Origin of the sequence: Mariprofundus ferrinatatus, assembly GCF_002795825.1 — a bacterium.
GTDB classification, from domain to species: Bacteria; Pseudomonadota; Zetaproteobacteria; order Mariprofundales; family Mariprofundaceae; genus Mariprofundus; species Mariprofundus ferrinatatus.
Window position 1 is genome coordinate 1,151,777 of record NZ_CP018800.1, and the last position, 17,089, is coordinate 1,168,865.

The window sequence follows — 17,089 nt, forward strand, 5'->3', positions numbered from 1 at the left end:
ATATCCCATTTGGCCAGGAGCATGCTCAAAATATAAACAAATTCATTGCCCACACACATTGTTGCAGTAGTCCAAAGCGCTTATCCTAGTGATTATAACCTAGGCGGTTAAGTGTCTCACTTATTTCAGTCATAATTAGGTCGTAGGACTCTTGGGAAAGGCGACTTTTCCATGCACTTAAATTTTTCACATCCACATGACTTTCAAAGTATTGCAATACGTTTTGTTTATCCTTAATACCTATAAAATCACACAGTTTTTCCAAACAAGAGGAATCATTCATTAACTCTTCGTACCTTACTTCCATAATCTGAGAAGTAGGTATCTGTTTCAATTGCTGTTGAGCAATTTCAACACACATGCGCCACTGTTTTGAACAGACAGTGGCCAATGGAAGGTTTGCGGCATCTTCATCTATGCCAATGTATCGTGGACCCCAGATATGCTGACCTCTTTTTCCAGAAAACTTTCCTTTAACCATATTTGATAAATACCACCAGGCATATTTATAATTCGACCAAGGAAAGTATTTCAGTTTTTTCATCAGATATGATTTATCAGCTGGCTGCACCCACATTCTCATCGAAGATTCTGTAACAGCTCTTCCGTCACGAATAAGGTGAATATATTTTGCTTCAGGGTATATACTATATACAAAATTCGGTCTTAAAGTATTTGGAACTGATTTTTCAACCATAAACCTAGCATGCGGCTTTCCTATTCTATTTGCTAATTTTGGTAAAGTATTTCGGATATATGCGGTGATATTATTTTTAAGCATCTCACTAGTAAATTGATCGTGAGAGATGGATTCATTTCCATAGCGCCACACATAACCAACATCATAGGGAACAGCCACAACCTCACTGCTGGATGCCAGAACTGAACGCAGAAATTTAGTTCCTGACCTTCCTGCTCCTAATAGGATTACCGGCATCAACTCCTTATTATCTAACTTTTGCATTCTCTAAATACCTCTGCAAATTTATCTAGCACGACCTTTTTACCGAAGTGTAGCTCTGCAATTTTTGCAACATCAGCTTTAACAAAGAATTTTTCCTTATGCAAATTAATCGCCCTCTCAATTGCATTTTCAACTTCATCTATAGAATCTGGTGTCACAGCAATACCTAAACCGTTTTCATTTATAAAATCAAATAATTCTGTTCCTTTATCTACTATTGAGAATAACGGCAGCCCATTTGAGAGGTACATCATTGTCTTGCTGGGATAAGCAACCTCAGAAATATTCGGAGCTAATGAAACAATCCCAAAATCCGCATTTGCCATGGCTGAAATTGCTTCATGAACACTTTTTTGCCCCAAAAAAAAGACATTATGTATATCGTTAGACCGAATGCGACTTTCAAGTGCTTTGCGACAAACACCATCCCCCATAAAATAAAACTCCACATCTGTTCTATCTTTATAGCGCATGATCGCATCAATTAGAAGATCAAGGTTCTGGAAACGTCCCATAGTTCCAGCAAACAAAAAATGAACCACCGAGTTATTTTTGAGTGAAGTAGACTTCGGCTCTTCTGGCTTCTCAAACACGAAGTTATTAATAATTTTCACATGATCGATTCTACATCCACGTTTAAGCAGAGTTTTCTTCATGTCATTTGACAATACAATGACATGAAGTGCCTGATTTACATTGTTTTTATCCAGAAAACTAAGCCATCGATACACCCAGCCCTGAGAAAGGTTACCATTGAGTTTCATTGCCTCTGGATGGATATCCTGACAGTGATATATATACTCAAACCCGCCCAATTTACTTGCCCATCTAACAATTGCCCCCATGATGACAGGAGGCGTTGTTGCTACCATAGCAAGAGTTGGTCTGTGCCTGAGCAAACCAATAAATACCCATATTCCAAAATAAAGTGCATCAATTATTTTTCTAACAGGTGACAATCCTCTGCCACCAGCAACTTTAATGGAGCGGACCTTTAGACCACCTAATTCAGTTTCTAATTGTTTACGTTCATCAATTTCCGATTTGTTTTCATGGGTAGTAAGTACCTCTACCATATTCCCTTCTTCTGAAGCCCTTTGGGCAATGTATTTTAACATCTGAGCATAAGGGTAGTTTTGAGGCCAGAAGTAACGGTGAATGATCATCAACCGAGAAGAGCCATCACCAATCATATCGACTAAAATTTTCCATGTTTCTCCAACGGTTTGTTAGTTTTGCTGTTCCAACAATGAGTTTCAACACACGCAATGAAGTATTTTCGACTTCATACTCAATTGGAATTTCTCGCTTAAGAAACATCTCATTTTCTTTGATGACAATCTCGATTGATTGCAGTAAAACATCTGGGTTCAAACCAGTAATGACAATCGATCCTGCATCAAGTGCCTCCGGGCGTTCAATAGAGTTTCTTAGGGTTACTGCAGGGAAATCCAACATGGCGGACTCCTCACTGATAGTGCCGCTATCAGAGATGGCACAATAAGCATCCATCTGAAGCTTATTGTAATCGAAAAAACCAAATGGTTTTAAAAACCTTATGTCCGCACCTGAAAGGTCCGGTGCCAAAGCTTCCAGTCGGTTGCGAGTGCGGGGGTGAGTCGAAACAATCACTGGATAACCATAGCGTTTATGGAGCTCTGCAAGGCATTTAACTACCGTCTTCAAGTTACTCTTGCTATCCACGTTCTCTTCACGATGGACACTTACTATGAAATACTTTCCAGGTTCAAGTTCAAGGCGATTAAGCACATCGGATGATCTTATCTGATCCATTTTACTGTTGAGTACTTCTCGCATTGGAGAACCCGTCACATAGATGAATCGATGTGGAAGCCCTTCACTGATCAGATGCCTGCGCGCATGTTCAGTATATACAAGGTTATAATCTGCCATATGGTCTACAAGCTTACGGTTATTCTCTTCAGGCACATTCGCATCAAAGCTGCGATTGCCTGCTTCCATATGGTATGAAGGAATCTTCATTCTCTTGGCCATGATAAGTGAAATCGCGCTGTTCGTATCACCCAGGACCAGGAAAGCATCAGGCCTCTCTTTCAACAGGACCTCTTCCATCTTGATCAATATTTCGCCCAATGTCTTTCCGAGCGTGCTGGTATCAACACCCAAGAAGTAATCCGGCTGACGAATCCCTAAATCTTCAAAGAACACTTCGTTTAACTCATAATCATAATTCTGTCCGGTATGAACAATCTTCTGATCAACAAATTGATCCAACGTTTTTATCACGCTTGCCAGACGAATAAGCTCAGGTCGCGTTCCAACCACAGTGACTACTTTTAATTTTTTCATAACATAACCTTATCTCAATACGGGTTCAAAATAGGTGTCAGATTTTTCGGGGTCAAAAAACTCATTGGACCAAAAGAGCGTAATAAGTTCAGAGTCTCCAATATTGCTGATTGAATGTGTGTGCAATGTCGGGATATCCACGAATGAGGGGTGATTTCCATCGAGCTTGTAGGTAATCACTTCATCCGTGAATAGTTTGCGTAAACGAATTTCGGCTTGCCCCTGTAGTACAAAGAAGCGTTCAACCTTTCTTCTGTGAAAATGATTCCCCCGGGTAATACCCGGTCTGGTAGTTGAAACAAAACACTGCCCTGCTGAACCAGCCTTTACTGTTTCTATCAACCAACCACGCTCATCGCTGTGCTTTTTCGGTGTACTCATGCGATCATCATTCTGCATTGCCCCTCGTAGGGAATTAAAGAGACTTCGCTGAAAACAATCACTTAGATCGGGAAGTTGCCCCTGAACTCGATAGGTATGCCAGAGGTTCTGAAGAACCGCCTCTGCTTCAGCAACCCTTATCGCATGCCCACTTACTCGGATATCTCCAGAGCCCCCCTTCTTAAAGGCAGCAAACATCTCTTCAACCAGATCCTGCACATGTACCAACTCCAGCTGTCCATTGCCATTTACCGTTGTTTGCTCGCCTCTGACAATCTGATGACAGAATGTTGCAATCCCTGAGTTATAAAACGGGCGTCCATATTCACCAAAAACATGAGGGATAATCATATTGATAAAACGAGCGCCATTATTCTCAGCCCATTCGAAAAGAACATTGGCAGCACCGGCTTTACCATTACCATACGCATTTACAGGCTCTTCTGCATGTGTACTGGATGAGAGGATCACACAGGGGGTACAATCAACCCGTTCCATCGATTCGATCAACTGCTTTGCCGGAAGTATATTGCCATCAAGCAGTTCCTGCTCATCTGCCCTGTTCACTCCGGCAAGGTGAAATACAATATCCAGCCCATCAACAAAGGCATCGAGTTTTTTTGGATCTGCAAAAGTGTTTCGATCTGCAGTTCTAACCTCAATAACGTCATCAAGCGTTGACATAAAACAGCGCATGTGCCACCCAACAAATCCATTAGCACCTGTTATTCCCACATTTAGAGCACTCATCTTAGCTTACCTGTCCAACCCAACCGTCTAGTTCTTCCCGAACCTCTGGCAGGCTCAACAGAAGTTCCTTGATCTCGTCAATACTCAAGCGGTAAGTGTTGTGAGAGTGATAGTCTTCCATCTCAGACTCTTCAATATCGCCCTCGGTAAAGAACTTGCCATAATTCAAATCACGTGCATCCATTGAAACACGGTAGTAATCCCCCATGTCCTCCGATCGGACAAGCTCTTCTGTGCTGGCCAGTGTTTCAAAAAGTTTCTCACCATGGCGAGTTCCTATGATGTTTATGATCTGATCATTCGCGTTAAAAAGTTGTATCAGCGCTTCAGCCAAATCTGCCACTGTAGATGCAGGGGCCTTCTTCACAAACAGGTCCCCCTGTCTTGCATTTATAAAGGCAAACTCGACTAGATTCACCGCCTCACGCAAAGGCATCAGGAATCGTGTCATTTTAGGGTTAGTAATTGTGATCGGTTTGCCGGCCTTGATCTGTTTTATAAACAGTGGAATCACTGAACCACGCGAACACATGACGTTGCCGTAGCGAACACATGATACAATTGTATCAGTCTCTCCAAGATTACGGCTCACGGACTGCGCCACTTTCTCCATCATCGCTTTACTCATGCCCATTGCATTTACAGGCATGACTGCTTTATCAGTACTTAGACACACAACACTCGCCACCTTATGCTCAACGGCAGATAGCAGAACATTGTGACTGCCAACGATATTTGTCTGAACTGCCTGCATAGGAAAAAACTCACACGACGGAACCTGTTTCAGCGCTGCTGCATGAAAAACCATATCCACACCCTGCATGGCATCATCCACACTAGCCCGATCACGGATATCACCAATATAAAACTTTATATTGGTAGAATTAAGGTCGGTACGCATTGCATCTTGCTTCTCCTCATCCCTGCTGAGGATACGAACCTCCTGACATCCCTTGTCCAGCAAATGGTGCACCATTGTTTTACCAAACGAACCCGTACCTCCTGTTATCAGAACAACTTTATCCGTAAGCATATATTCCCCACCTGCAGCAACTTCAGTGCGCCTAGTATTCTTCAAAGCCATGATGCAATCCTCTAAACCTTATACACCCAATAGAATAACCGGATTGATTATTTTTCTACTAGGCGATAAAGAGCCCCTCGGTCATCTTCTGCAAATTGAACAAACCCATAATCACAAATTGTCTTGAATTTTTCCGGTTCACCGATAATGGATATATAGCGCACCTTTGTCGCTCTTCTCTCAATCCCTTTCAAAATCTCATCTTCGGAGCCATTGCTGGTCACGCTAAGAAAGTCGACTGAATCAATCTGAAGGCTATCTAGAATGTTATCGACACTGTTAGCATCTACGAGAACCTCCCTGTATTTGGAGCGATCCACCCTACCCGAGTCATAAACCTCTTCGACCAAATTTGATGCGGGGTGCTTATCGTCAATCAGAAATCGTAATTGAGTTGCCTTGCTCCATGCTGCATTTTGAACAACTGTAATATTATTAATCCCATGGTTTTCTATGAATACATTTAAGGCCTTAACGTTTGCCTCATCAGCTTCAATTACGACAACGCGTCCATCATCACCAACTCTCTTGGAAAAATAGATCGAACGCGACCTGCCTGCTTTTAACAGGTCCCAAGGTGCTCCAATTTGGACAACCGTCCAGCCTTTCTCAATCATCTTATATGGCAATCGCGTGGAACGAAACATCTCACCAACGCCATACTTCAAGCTTACAGGTAAAACAAAGAGAATAGAGTTAGCAATTCTCCTTAAAATATTATGAAACACAGATAACCTAGAAACTTTGTAAAACACAGTAGTACTCCTTTTTTATAAAAAGCATGTATTAAAAAATAAATGCATTAACAACAAACTCTCAGTCTTTATTACGCCTAATCCGGTTGAGGGTTAAAAAAACATAGAGGTGTAAATAGATAAAACATTATAACAACTACACAAGCGATAATAATTAACCAAATGATACTGGCCCTGCTTGATTAGCAGGACTTAAAATTAGCCCCCCCTTCTTTCGAAGATAATAACGTCCCAACAATATGGTTGGGATGAAAAGCTTCAAGAAAAAAACGGTAGCTCCAAGAAAGTCTACACCTATCAAAATGATCAGCGAAAGAAAAAATACTGTATAAAACACAGCCAAAAGTGGGTCACCAAGAGATGCGCGCCAAGTGTTCCAAGCCAGTCTAGAAGCGAGACCAAATATAAACATACCTAGGATTATACCAAACCAAGAAAAGTTAAGGAACAACTCACCCAACAGTCCAGGTGGAACACCCGACAAATTATTCAGTTTATAAACCTGTTGAGAAACAAACATCCGAGATTCTACGGATGGCTTATCATTCCACAATGTTCTTGGAATCGGCATTACCAAGGTCGAAATGTAGGTGCTTCCGTACCAATATTCACCTCGCTCTGCAATAGTGCCAACGATAAGAGATAACTTATCCATGCTAAGCATGTATGGCTTGGTCATGATATGCTCTAGCGCTGTCCCCCATACACTTTTGCTATCCTCTACGCCTTGAGCAAGTGAACGCAAAACTCCAAGTCCCCCTACAACTATCAAAGCTCCTACAAAAAGCGTTACAATAGGTAGCTTACATCCACTAACAAGGCGCCTTACCATAAAAGCTGCTAATATATAAAGAAGGATGGATAGCCTCGCCCCTAACATGGCACTACAAATAAGCGCAGCTGTAAGCATTAGCCAGTGTAAGTATCCAACACATTTAAACTGGCGAACTTGTGCAACCTTCAACAGAAAAGCTACAAATAAAATGTCCCCCCCCCATGCTAGGTAGGCGTATGATGTGCGGCTCCCTTCTTCTGTTAGAAGAAACCTAGCTCCAATCACCCCAGTCTTCTGGAAAAACAGGATGAAGAGGGTGAATCCTCCTATTATAGTTAGAAAGTAAAAAAATTTAGAGCGTGGGAAACACATTGTTTTCCAGATATTTCTAGTGGCAATGTGATAGTTCTGAGGTATAAGATAACCAATCAGAAAACCTAGCATTCCAAGAAACAACGCCAAACTACCATAAAGAAAGTAAGGTGGTTGCTCATATAGATAATATGGCAAACGCAACACACAACCTACCAAGACCAAAAAAAACAAAACAAATGGTGGAGAGAAGGGGTGAATGCGACCTCTATGCATAGACAGACCCAAATAACTAATTGTAGTAATGCAAGAGGACAGCAAGCCAAAAGCGATGGAGGCCCCCATTCTAACTACTTACCTTGTATTTAATCATTATTCCACATTGTGATACCGCCCAGCGAAGTAAATTCTTTACTAATTAATTTACAGCAATTAAATACTTTCGGAAGTCTTTATTCGCAAAAGGAAAAGTTAGTCCCAAATATATGAAGAAAAAAAGAAAAGTCATCAATATTGGCTCGACATCAACAAAATAAGCAAAAAGAACACATGCAGCAATAAGAATTATTGAATAATAAACTTGTATAAAACCGATATAACCAATAGAGAAGAAATATCTAAATTCTATATATTTAATTATGTTCGCTATGATTAGAACCAGTGCATTAGCAATTGCAGCACCAAGAACGCCATAAGAAGGAACCAACCATATGATTAGAGCAAACATCAAGGCAATGCTTATCAAGTTATTCACAACTTCCACATGACGTTTTTCCGAATAGACAAAATACTTTCCTATGTTCCCAGTAATAATATTGAAAAAACGACCGAGAAACAATAACTCAAGTATCAACACATTGGTTTCATCTATACCCCACAACAATAGGAGTTCTGGACCGAATAAAAAAATCAGGGCAACTAATGGTACTGACACGAAAACCAGCATCTTGCTGGTTAAAGACATTATATCCGCGGCTGAGACATGGTCACCTTTAACAAGAAGCTTGGCCAAGGCTGGGCTATTATGGCTTCCTACAACCGTTAAAAAGATATTCATTAAAACTGCAATACGGGAACAAACAAAGTAAATACCCAGATCTGTTGGGGCAAGAAACAGAGCCAACAGAAGAACATCCCCGAGTGCCGTGATGTTCAATAGTACATCATTGAAATAATAAGCTGATGACTTCTTGAAAGAAGCAGACCAGCCTCCCTTATCTCGCAAAGTGTCTTTCAATATCGGCATATAGCGTAGTGAGAATATGAAAAATAATATTAAGAAAAGAGCTGTCCAGCCAAAGTAAAAGTGGTTTTTCAGTTCAGGAAGTGCATAAAGAGCAATAACCAGTAAAAACGTTGCAAAATGCCGACCATAATCACGGAAAAAGCCAAGATGGACAAAGTCTTTTTTTACAAGTGCAACGCCACTGAAGAAACTGGAAATCACCAGAAGTGCAACAGCTATAGAGAAACTAATTGAATGATCAAGAATGAATTCATATGAGCCTAAAGACAGACCTGGTTCACTACTTACAACAAAGAGAAGGACAGCCATAATTGAACACATCATTAATGCCACCCTTAGGAGTGCGCCCATGTGCGTTGTTTTCTCTTCGCCACCACTGAATTGAATTGTCGAAAAATCTCTGACTCCAAACTGGAAAAGTACAGCCATTAACATTATAGAACTAAGGAAAACACCATACTCCCCTACTGCTGAGATACCAAGGGCCCTTCCCAGTAGAACAGTATTCGCAACCTGAAGAATTGAGGCAAATGCGAACGACCCCAGTATAATAAGAAGGTGCTTCACAAATCCTCATATTCAGCAATCAGCAGATCAGTACAGTTGCTTTCAAGGTACATTTGCTCAATATATTGAGAATTACGCTGGGTCATTTCTACTTTCCTTGATGCGGGTAATTCATATGCTTGCTGCATAAGTAATGCTAAAGATTCAACATCGACAAGTTTTTTATCCAACCAGACAATCTCATCTTTCAACAATACATTTATGTACGAATTTAGGTCATTCAAAATCATCACATTTCGACATAACATCCCCTCAAGCACAGAGTTGGCCAACATATCATTCTCACCAATGCAAACAAAACAGTCGGATCCACATTGAGCTGATAGGTATGAATCATACTCAAGGCCATCAATAAAAATCACCCTATCAAGCACACCTGCTTCATCCAACTCTTGCCTAACTTGAGATATCAGCGCCTGCTCTTCTGTCGAAGGGGAAGGATAAACAAATAATAAAACCGAATTATCTAAGTGTAGGGTTGAAAATGCCTTGGCTATAATATCTACACGCCAGAAGCGTGTGAAACGCCTGCAGTGAAGGAATACAGTAGCACTGCTATCAATACCGTATTGCTCTCTAAACTTATTTCGCCTTTTATTATAACATTCATTCCCCCCAAGGGGTTTAATACCATAAGGCACTATAGCATATCGCTTATTTTGTATCCCTTTGAAAGTGGCAAGATAATCATGAACAGTACTTGTAGAAGATGAAAGTGTGTGTGCCCGGCTAAGTAAATAATTGACGACCAACTTCGTAAAAATATTCCTTAAAGCTTCAACATATACATCTGGACCATAGACACTGATCATAAAGTTGCGTCGAACCAATAAACCAAACAAAGCATACGATGATGCCCCATGAAAGTCTAAGGCTTGAAAATCTAATCTTTTTAATAGCTTGTACACGCTTGGCATCGAAAGCAAATACCCTGCAAGCCCTCTCATAAATGGCTTAAAATAATGATTGTCCTCATGATATTTTGAGTGTTTCTGAAGTGAAACAAAAAAAACTCTGTGCCCTTTCTCTCTTAACGAATCAACCCTGCGATTTAAAAGGCTGTAATTGCCTCTGCCGAATATCACAATATTCATTCTGACTCCGCCTTATTTGACCATGCAAAGCCATATTGAGAATTACAAAACTCAATATCTTTCAAATACTCATTAAATAGTTCATTTTTAATAAAAAAGTCGGAGTCAGATATGCCACCATGTGACAATCGACTCCTATCATTCATACGGTGATACATTTTGCTTATAACATTCCTTATTGGTTTCACAATATATAGTAAAGGAGTATCCAAAATGGCTATATAAACACTCCTTAATCTCATATATGCATTGTATATGAAACGAGACTGAACAATCACAGTTTTGTTGGATACATTGAATTCATAGTCATTGTAACAACTAGAATCTAATCCAATAACACTACATAGCCCCTTCATCAATTCGCATGGATTCTTCTGCAATTGATCAAAATCATATGCTTTAAACTTTTCTCCGAAAGCCTTGGAAAAACTTGGTATGAATTTCTCATACCTTCCAGAGTCCTTAGCAAAAAAACAGGAGTCTGTATCTTTGAAAGCTACACAGATAGGACGGTTCATCTTATAAAAACTCTCAAGGGAAGTGTCGTCAACTATTGACCCTTGTTGAATAGCAAACCTGTGCCACGATATAAACCTATATACAGGATGGCGCAGGATGGCGATAATGTATACAGAGCGGAAATGACTCCCTATAGACTGAATGCGATCGATAACTCCAGGGGTGTGCAAATAATCAGGAGTAGATTCAACAAGAACTTTCACATTAGGACCAATAGGAGGGAATAAACTCAAGAAGTCATCAATATTTTCTGAAAATTTTCTTGGTACTCTTGATTTATTCAACTTGTAAAATTCAGGTGACATGAAATAAAAAGACTGCTTCATAGTTGAACCTAAGACCTGATCATGATAGCAAAGGTATTTATAGAGGCTTGAAGTACCAGACTTTTGAGCGCCTACTATTAAGACAAGATCAATTTCTTTACAGGATACCACGACAGACAAACCCCTTCCAGCCTACTTTAATAATCACAATACATCAGTGTTTACCATCAATTAACCGAATAATAACTATATCAATAGTCCTAACTTTCTGCAGTATATTCTACTGCTTCGACTCTACTGTGCTGATACAAATATTTTTTTCCAGCAGCAATAGATCCCTTTTGCGCGGTTTGATTCGTTTTGCCGGACTACCGGCATATATCTCAAATGAACTGCAACTATTTACAATTAAACTCAGAGCCCCCACAGCAACACCATCCTCCAGTGTCACACCTGGAAGAACAACGCTTCCGCATCCAACAATAACATGCCTCCCTAGGAAAACATCAGCATGCTTAACATTTGTACATTGCACAGGAACCATTGGATTGGTCATGTATTCACCGGAATAATCGTCGCTACTTGAATAGATCGAAACACGCGATGATAAATTGCAATAATCAGACAGCACTATCCGGCCAGCCCCAATAAGTGAGGTATAAACTGCCATATGGACATAATTTCCAATGCTTATTCCTCTCTCACCGGCGGATATAACACAAAAATCATCAATGCGAACATCATTAGCAATGGAAATTCTTGAACAACCATAAAATGAAGCTCGGTCGGAGAGTAACACTCTGTCCCCTATAGACTTGAACCCCATTTGTTCTATTTGTTCTCTAGTCAGGTGTGCCATCTATTTAGCAGAACGAATAATAGTGACAATTATGTCGACCATTTCTGGCGTAACAGTTGTCCCTGTTGGCAATACTATTACGCTATCCGCAACCCTTTGAGTGTTCTGGAGCATCAACCCGGCATGAGGAAAAAGATCACGATATGGTTTCATATTATGGCAACCTGGCCAAAAATATTTTCGGGCAAGCACATTCTCTGCATGTAGAGCTTGAATAATCCTATCTCTGCTGACAGGGCTAGATTCGTCAACTTGCATCACTACATATTGATAATTGTTAGCCTCAGCCTGATCGAACTCTAGAAGAGTGACACCCGGAAAATCTTCCAATCCGTTTTTATAGGTTTGGTAATTTTTTTGATTAGCAGCTATCACCTCGTCGAGAGCATCGAGATTGACAAGACCCATAGCGGCGGAGATTTCAACCATTTTTCCATTCGTCCCTGGGTGAATAACGTTGTCAAGACCAGCAAACCCAAAATTACGCATTAGACGCATAGTCTCAGCTAGCTGATCATCGTTAGTGAGTATCGCCCCACCCTCAAAGGCATTAAAAAACTTCGTAGCATGAAAACTCAATACTTCACATGAACCAAAACTTCCTATCTGCCTCCCTTTATATGAACAACCAAATGCATGCGCTGCATCAAATAAGAGCTTCAAATCATGATCATCTGCAATTCTCTGCAATGCCTCGACTGGAGAGGGCCGCCCCCAAAGATGAACCCCTATTATACCAGTAGTCCGTGGTGTAATCATTTGACACACGGAATCAGGATCAAGGTTATGAGTGTCTGGATCAATATCAGCAAAGACTGGAGTAATGCCCTGCCAACTAAGGGCATGAGCCGTGGCAATAAATGTGTACGAGGGTACGATGACTTCACCCTCTAGGCCAAGAGCCCGGATAGCTATTTCGAGTGCAATAGTTCCATTACACATAGCAATGCAGTGCTTTACATCATGTTTATCCGCTATACGCCTCTCTAGATCCTGCACCAAGGGGCCATTATTACTTAGCCAACATCGGTCAAATATATCGTTTACATATCCAATGAATGCTTCGCGACTGCCAATATTGGGACGCCCGACATGCAGAGGTTGATCAAAAAGAGGTTTTTTTTCAGCACCGGAGAAATCACCATATCCCAGTTTATTTTTCACTAAAACGCTCCATCTTGTTTATTAATTCCACAACACTGTTTTCCTGACACTTCACTCGGAGGCATAACCCTCACCTCCTTTCGCCGTCCAGCTTTGAGCCAACACGAAAATTATTCCTAAAAAGCCTGCAATAAGAGCAGATAAAATCACAATAAGGATTCGTTTCGGCTCAGACTTTTCATCCGGAGCAACAGCACCGTCCAGGATTTGGAAGGCGAACTCCTTCTGGGTGTTTGCAAGCATGGCCTTTTGCTGTTCCTGACTTATCAACTCAAAAAGCGCTCGACGCATATCCTCTACCTGAGTCCTAGTCAGTTCCTCGTAAAGATACTTGAGGTTTTCCTGACTTCGAGCGATTGCCTGTTGGCGCAGATATTCATTCAGCCGAGCCACGAGTTGATTAGCCCAACTAGCAGCAACTTCAGGATCTTTCCATGCAATACCGATGGTAATTAGTCCGGAATCTTTGTTGATGGATACAAAGAGCAAACCCTTCTTGGTAAACATCCGATATGCATCCCAAAGGGTTGGTTGCTCCTCTGGATCAGTATCTTTCCAATTTCCAGTCTCTGAGTTCCAATCATCTGCGAACAAAACCTGCATCAACTTCTGTTCCTTCACGAAAAGCCAAATAAATTCGCGTGAATTCAGTACAGCAAGGTTTTCCTGCACGTTACCTCCACTGGGCAAAGAAATGCCAGCAAGCGAGGCTAAGCCTCCTAAGCCACTCAATGTTGAGGAGATCCCCCCGTTAGCCCCCTCCTCACTAACCGGAGCGAGAAGAGTCTCAGCACGGTAAATGTTTGGCATTAAAAGAGATACTCCAGCTGCTAACAGCGCCACTGCTATAGATAGAGAAAAAATAAGTTTTCTTTTATTCCAGATAACCCTCCAGTATTCTAGAAGATCAATTTCATCTTCCTGCTGCATGCCATACATAGCGGCCATCATGCGAGGATCAAATGGGGGCAATTGCGGCTGATTTTCTGGATTAGCATTCTCTTTTTTCTTATCAGACATCAGAGAATACCCACTGTAACCATGGATGCGGTAAAGATACCGATCTGCATTAGCACCTTAGACCAGTCGAGTGTCGTATCGAGAAGGTTAAATACATCTAGCCTTTGAGGAACGATAATTGTATCTCCTGGATAGATTTTGTGGTTGCTGCTCCATCCACTGCCTGATTCCACATAGCCGTTCGCCCTGACAATATAGATCCTATCAGTGTCAGCCATGGCAGTCGTGCCACCTGCAAGATCAATGAAGTCATCCCGATCCATGCCCTTGCGGTAAAGCATGGCGTTCTGGTTGTAGACCTCGCCCATAACAAGCACCTGATCAGGCCTCTTGGGCACATAGAGGACATCTCCATCTGTAAGTTTCAAGGTGGAGTCACCTATCAGCTTACCATCGCTTCCAAGTTCAACAAGAAGTCGTCCGGTCGGTTTCACTTCACGCAATTTCGCTAATGCCCTTTCAGCAGCGATTAGTCCCTTCTGTTTATCATCCAAAACCTCACGGTTGCTGATTGTGGAGTTTGTAATTTCAGCCTGAGCAATATCTTTTTCCAGTCGACTAATTGATTCATTGAGATTCACTTGTTGTTGTGCCCGAATTGATTCTCGTGAAAACACAGCTGCCTGGGTGAAGGCATCTTCTGTAAGCCCTCCGGCACGCTCTATGACCTGCTCAAGCGTTTCACCCTCTTCAACTGTGTATGTGCCTGGAAACCTGAATTCACCCTTCAGTGTAACCTGTTCATGCGAGCGCCAATTACTGATGGTCCGTACCATCAGAACATCATAAGGTTGAAGCAATATATTTGCCTGCTCCTTCCCCTGCAGGGCATCGCGAAGATCTATGGAAAGATGGGATGTTTGTCGCTTCTCTCCATCAATAACCTCATATCGGGTGATTTCAGCTTTATGCATATAAGCCTGTTCGGTCACGCTTCCTGCAGCAAAGATCAGATCAGAGACACGCATTTCTGAATCTGCAAATAGAAATTCTCCAGGGTTGTTTACCTCCCCATGAATTCGAACAGTATGCCTCTGTTTATCTTCCCATACAGAGTGAACAACCACCTTATCCATATCTTGCAACAGGATGTTTGCATCTGCTTGACCATCAAGAGCAGCAGCAAGCGAAAAGCGGGAGATGGATACCTCCTTGGTTTCAGGATCTGTACGGTAGAGCTCTGCGTCATCAAAAGAGCTGCTGCGGATTGTTCCACCCGCTGCCAAGATCAGATCCAATATGCGCATACTCTTCTTTAGTTCGTACTGGCCGGGCGACTTCACACTGCCGGCAATGGAAGCCTGCGGGGCTTCACGGAAATGGGCGCGGTGAAAGACATAGACCTTATCTCGTGGCATCAGATAGAGATCAACCTGCTCACTGCCTTTCATAAAGAGTTCACTAACCTTGAAACGGATCACCTCCGGCTCACGGTTACCCTCAGCCTCACGTTCGATCAGGCCATAGTCCATAAATGTTTCAGGAAGAAGCATGTCCTGATCAGGTAGCAGTGCGGAAAGGCTCATCCCCTTAGTCCAGGCATATTTTCCCGGCCGTTTAACATTGCCAATCAACAATACCGGGTTATCTTCATAATCCAGAGCTGAAAAAACCTTGATTATATCACCATTTCTGACTTGAGTTTTATTTGGGCTCTTTCCTTTTAGGGACAAACCAACTACCGACTTATCTCCGGATGGATTAATACGCTCAATCAAAGCCTTGTCACGATAAGCCTTGGGAAGGAATCCGCCCGCCAGCTTGATCATATCAGACACATCTGTGCGCCTTCCCACTTCATAGATAGCCGGACGAACCACTTCACCGGCGATACCTACCGTGATACCGATTGGAGGTACAAACACCACATCACCGGGCAACAGGCGCACATCACCGCTAGTATCTCCTCTGAGAAGGAAATCGTAGAGATCAATGGCAGCAACCACTTGTCCACCACGTTTAAGCTGAATATTGCGCAGCGACCCGATTTTTTTAACACCTCCGGACACCAAAAGCGCATGAGAAAGCGTAGCCAAGCCACTAACAACATAAGAGCCGGGCTGCTCAACCTCACCGAGAGCAAAAATACGGATGGAACGCAACTTACCCATATTAATACTGGCTGTAACGCCAATCATCTTTTCGCCAACCTGCTGAGCTAGCGTTGCTTTAGCATCCGCGAAACTCATTCCTGCTAGCATAACCGGCCCCACCTCAGGAAAAGCGACTACACCTTCTCGATCGACAACCAAAGTGAACTGATCATTTTTTCCACCAAAGAGCTGCACGACCAACTCGTCCCCGGGCCCCACCACATATTCAGGGGGAACGGGCACATCAGTTGCCGGAGCAAATGTCGTTGGTGAGCCGGCAAACAGATCATAACCGAACTGCTTGAGATTACCTGCATTGACAGTCAGGGGCTTGGACTCACTGACAAAATCTGCGAATGCACGCCTGACCTCAAGTGCGTCTGCACCTGCTGTTCCGGCCACCTTTTCTACTGGAACGTCAACACCTGCCGATTTTGCGACTTCCTGTGCCTGCTGAGAGGCATCCGAAGTGGCACCAGTCATTTCTCCTTCCAAAGGGCCACTACTTACAGGACGAGGTTGTACTGTTTGAGGAGATTCAATACTCCTTGCTGAAGCCTCTGGTGAAGAAACACCAGCCTGTTTGGCCAGGGCTTCACGTTCAGCTGGTGACAACTGCTGAATCTTCTGAATCTGATCAGGAGTAAGCGTGATTGCAAAAGCAGGTGCAACAGCCATGACCAGGAGCAGCAGCGAAAACACACCCCCGAGCATGATTGACGGGTTAATTTTAAAACAATTCATTACAGATATTACCCCTAATCTCTTCTGATGATCTTAAATATTTCATGTCACATCAAATACGAAGTGATCATTTGTTTGGTGACGGAAGAATACCCATTCTTCAGAATAAAGGAACCTGGCCCCCTGTTGCTGCTCCAAACTGATTCGGAACGAGCAGAAGAGACA

Annotated in this window: 14 protein-coding genes; all 14 read right to left on the reverse strand. The window is 42.2% G+C overall.

The genetic code is table 11. The features are described from left to right. Nucleotides 1–85: 85 nt before the first annotated feature. The 14 genes from Ga0123462_RS05630 to Ga0123462_RS05695 all read right to left on the reverse strand — a co-directional run bounded on the left by Ga0123462_RS05630 (nucleotide 86) and on the right by Ga0123462_RS05695 (nucleotide 16,882). Nucleotides 86–964 (reverse strand): sulfotransferase family protein, encoded by an 879-nt coding sequence (locus Ga0123462_RS05630; protein WP_100265403.1) that lies wholly within the window; start codon nucleotides 962–964, stop codon nucleotides 86–88. Continuing rightward, on the reverse strand, nucleotides 952–2,157 hold the full coding sequence (locus Ga0123462_RS05635; RefSeq protein ID WP_100265404.1) for a glycosyltransferase family 4 protein: 1,206 nt from the start codon (nucleotides 2,155–2,157) through the stop codon (nucleotides 952–954). The genes Ga0123462_RS05630 and Ga0123462_RS05635 overlap by 13 nt, the downstream gene beginning before the upstream one ends. Next, on the reverse strand, nucleotides 2,147–3,295 hold the full coding sequence (gene wecB, locus Ga0123462_RS05640; protein ID WP_100265405.1) for a non-hydrolyzing UDP-N-acetylglucosamine 2-epimerase: 1,149 nt from the start codon (nucleotides 3,293–3,295) through the stop codon (nucleotides 2,147–2,149). Before wecB ends, Ga0123462_RS05635 begins: the two co-directional genes overlap by 11 nt. Nucleotides 3,296–3,304: 9 nt before the next feature. After that, on the reverse strand, nucleotides 3,305–4,426 hold the full coding sequence (locus Ga0123462_RS05645; RefSeq protein WP_100265406.1) for a polysaccharide biosynthesis C-terminal domain-containing protein: 1,122 nt from the start codon (nucleotides 4,424–4,426) through the stop codon (nucleotides 3,305–3,307). Between the two features lies 1 nt (nucleotide 4,427). Further along, entirely contained in the window at nucleotides 4,428–5,510 is a 1,083-nt protein-coding gene (locus Ga0123462_RS05650) for an SDR family NAD(P)-dependent oxidoreductase (RefSeq protein ID WP_269467072.1), read from the reverse strand. 47 nt (nucleotides 5,511–5,557) lie between these two features. Further along, complete coding sequence (locus Ga0123462_RS05655; RefSeq protein ID WP_100265407.1) at nucleotides 5,558–6,265, reverse strand: FkbM family methyltransferase; 708 nt, start codon at nucleotides 6,263–6,265, stop codon at nucleotides 5,558–5,560. 154 nt (nucleotides 6,266–6,419) lie between these two features. Further along, on the reverse strand, nucleotides 6,420–7,640 hold the full coding sequence (locus Ga0123462_RS05660; RefSeq protein ID WP_157821287.1) for an O-antigen polymerase: 1,221 nt from the start codon (nucleotides 7,638–7,640) through the stop codon (nucleotides 6,420–6,422). 130 nt (nucleotides 7,641–7,770) lie between these two features. Beyond that, the gene (locus tag Ga0123462_RS05665) at nucleotides 7,771–9,165 is read right to left on the reverse strand and encodes a lipopolysaccharide biosynthesis protein (RefSeq protein ID WP_100265409.1); all 1,395 of its coding nucleotides are present in this window, start codon (nucleotides 9,163–9,165) and stop codon (nucleotides 7,771–7,773) included. Beyond that, nucleotides 9,162–10,259: a glycosyltransferase gene (locus Ga0123462_RS05670; RefSeq protein ID WP_100265410.1), complete on the reverse strand. Its 1,098-nt coding sequence runs from the start codon at nucleotides 10,257–10,259 to the stop codon at nucleotides 9,162–9,164. The genes Ga0123462_RS05665 and Ga0123462_RS05670 overlap by 4 nt, the downstream gene beginning before the upstream one ends. Next, nucleotides 10,256–11,224 carry a sulfotransferase family protein gene (locus tag Ga0123462_RS05675; protein ID WP_157821288.1) on the reverse strand — a complete coding sequence of 323 codons (969 nt, stop codon included), beginning with the start codon at nucleotides 11,222–11,224 and terminating at the stop codon, nucleotides 10,256–10,258. Before Ga0123462_RS05675 ends, Ga0123462_RS05670 begins: the two co-directional genes overlap by 4 nt. A 100-nt stretch (nucleotides 11,225–11,324) precedes the next feature. Then, complete coding sequence (locus Ga0123462_RS05680) at nucleotides 11,325–11,903, reverse strand: acyltransferase (protein ID WP_100265412.1); 579 nt, start codon at nucleotides 11,901–11,903, stop codon at nucleotides 11,325–11,327. Further along, nucleotides 11,904–13,067 (reverse strand): DegT/DnrJ/EryC1/StrS family aminotransferase, encoded by a 1,164-nt coding sequence (locus tag Ga0123462_RS05685; RefSeq protein ID WP_198507293.1) that lies wholly within the window; start codon nucleotides 13,065–13,067, stop codon nucleotides 11,904–11,906. Nucleotides 13,068–13,118: 51 nt separating this feature from the next. After that, nucleotides 13,119–14,087, reverse strand: a complete 969-nt coding sequence (locus tag Ga0123462_RS05690) for a Wzz/FepE/Etk N-terminal domain-containing protein (RefSeq protein ID WP_100265413.1) — start codon at nucleotides 14,085–14,087, stop codon at nucleotides 13,119–13,121. Then, nucleotides 14,087–16,882: an SLBB domain-containing protein gene (locus Ga0123462_RS05695; RefSeq protein WP_198507294.1), complete on the reverse strand. Its 2,796-nt coding sequence runs from the start codon at nucleotides 16,880–16,882 to the stop codon at nucleotides 14,087–14,089. The genes Ga0123462_RS05690 and Ga0123462_RS05695 overlap by 1 nt, the downstream gene beginning before the upstream one ends. Nucleotides 16,883–17,089: the final 207 nt, after the last annotated feature.

Excerpts from the sequence above, each read along its gene's own strand:
- Ga0123462_RS05670 (WP_100265410.1), bottom strand. The coding sequence starts at position 10,259 with ATGAATATTGTGATATTCGGCAGAGGCAATTACAGCCTTTTAAATCGC.
- Ga0123462_RS05635 (WP_100265404.1), bottom strand. The coding sequence starts at position 2,157 with ATGATTGGTGATGGCTCTTCTCGGTTGATGATCATTCACCGTTACTTC.
- Ga0123462_RS05650 (WP_269467072.1), bottom strand. The coding sequence starts at position 5,510 with ATGGCTTTGAAGAATACTAGGCGCACTGAAGTTGCTGCAGGTGGGGAA.
- wecB (WP_100265405.1), bottom strand. The coding sequence starts at position 3,295 with ATGAAAAAATTAAAAGTAGTCACTGTGGTTGGAACGCGACCTGAGCTT.
- Ga0123462_RS05630 (WP_100265403.1), bottom strand. The coding sequence starts at position 964 with ATGCAAAAGTTAGATAATAAGGAGTTGATGCCGGTAATCCTATTAGGA.
- Ga0123462_RS05680 (WP_100265412.1), bottom strand. The coding sequence starts at position 11,903 with ATGGCACACCTGACTAGAGAACAAATAGAACAAATGGGGTTCAAGTCT.
- Ga0123462_RS05645 (WP_100265406.1), bottom strand. The coding sequence starts at position 4,426 with ATGAGTGCTCTAAATGTGGGAATAACAGGTGCTAATGGATTTGTTGGG.
- Ga0123462_RS05690 (WP_100265413.1), bottom strand. The coding sequence starts at position 14,087 with ATGTCTGATAAGAAAAAAGAGAATGCTAATCCAGAAAATCAGCCGCAA.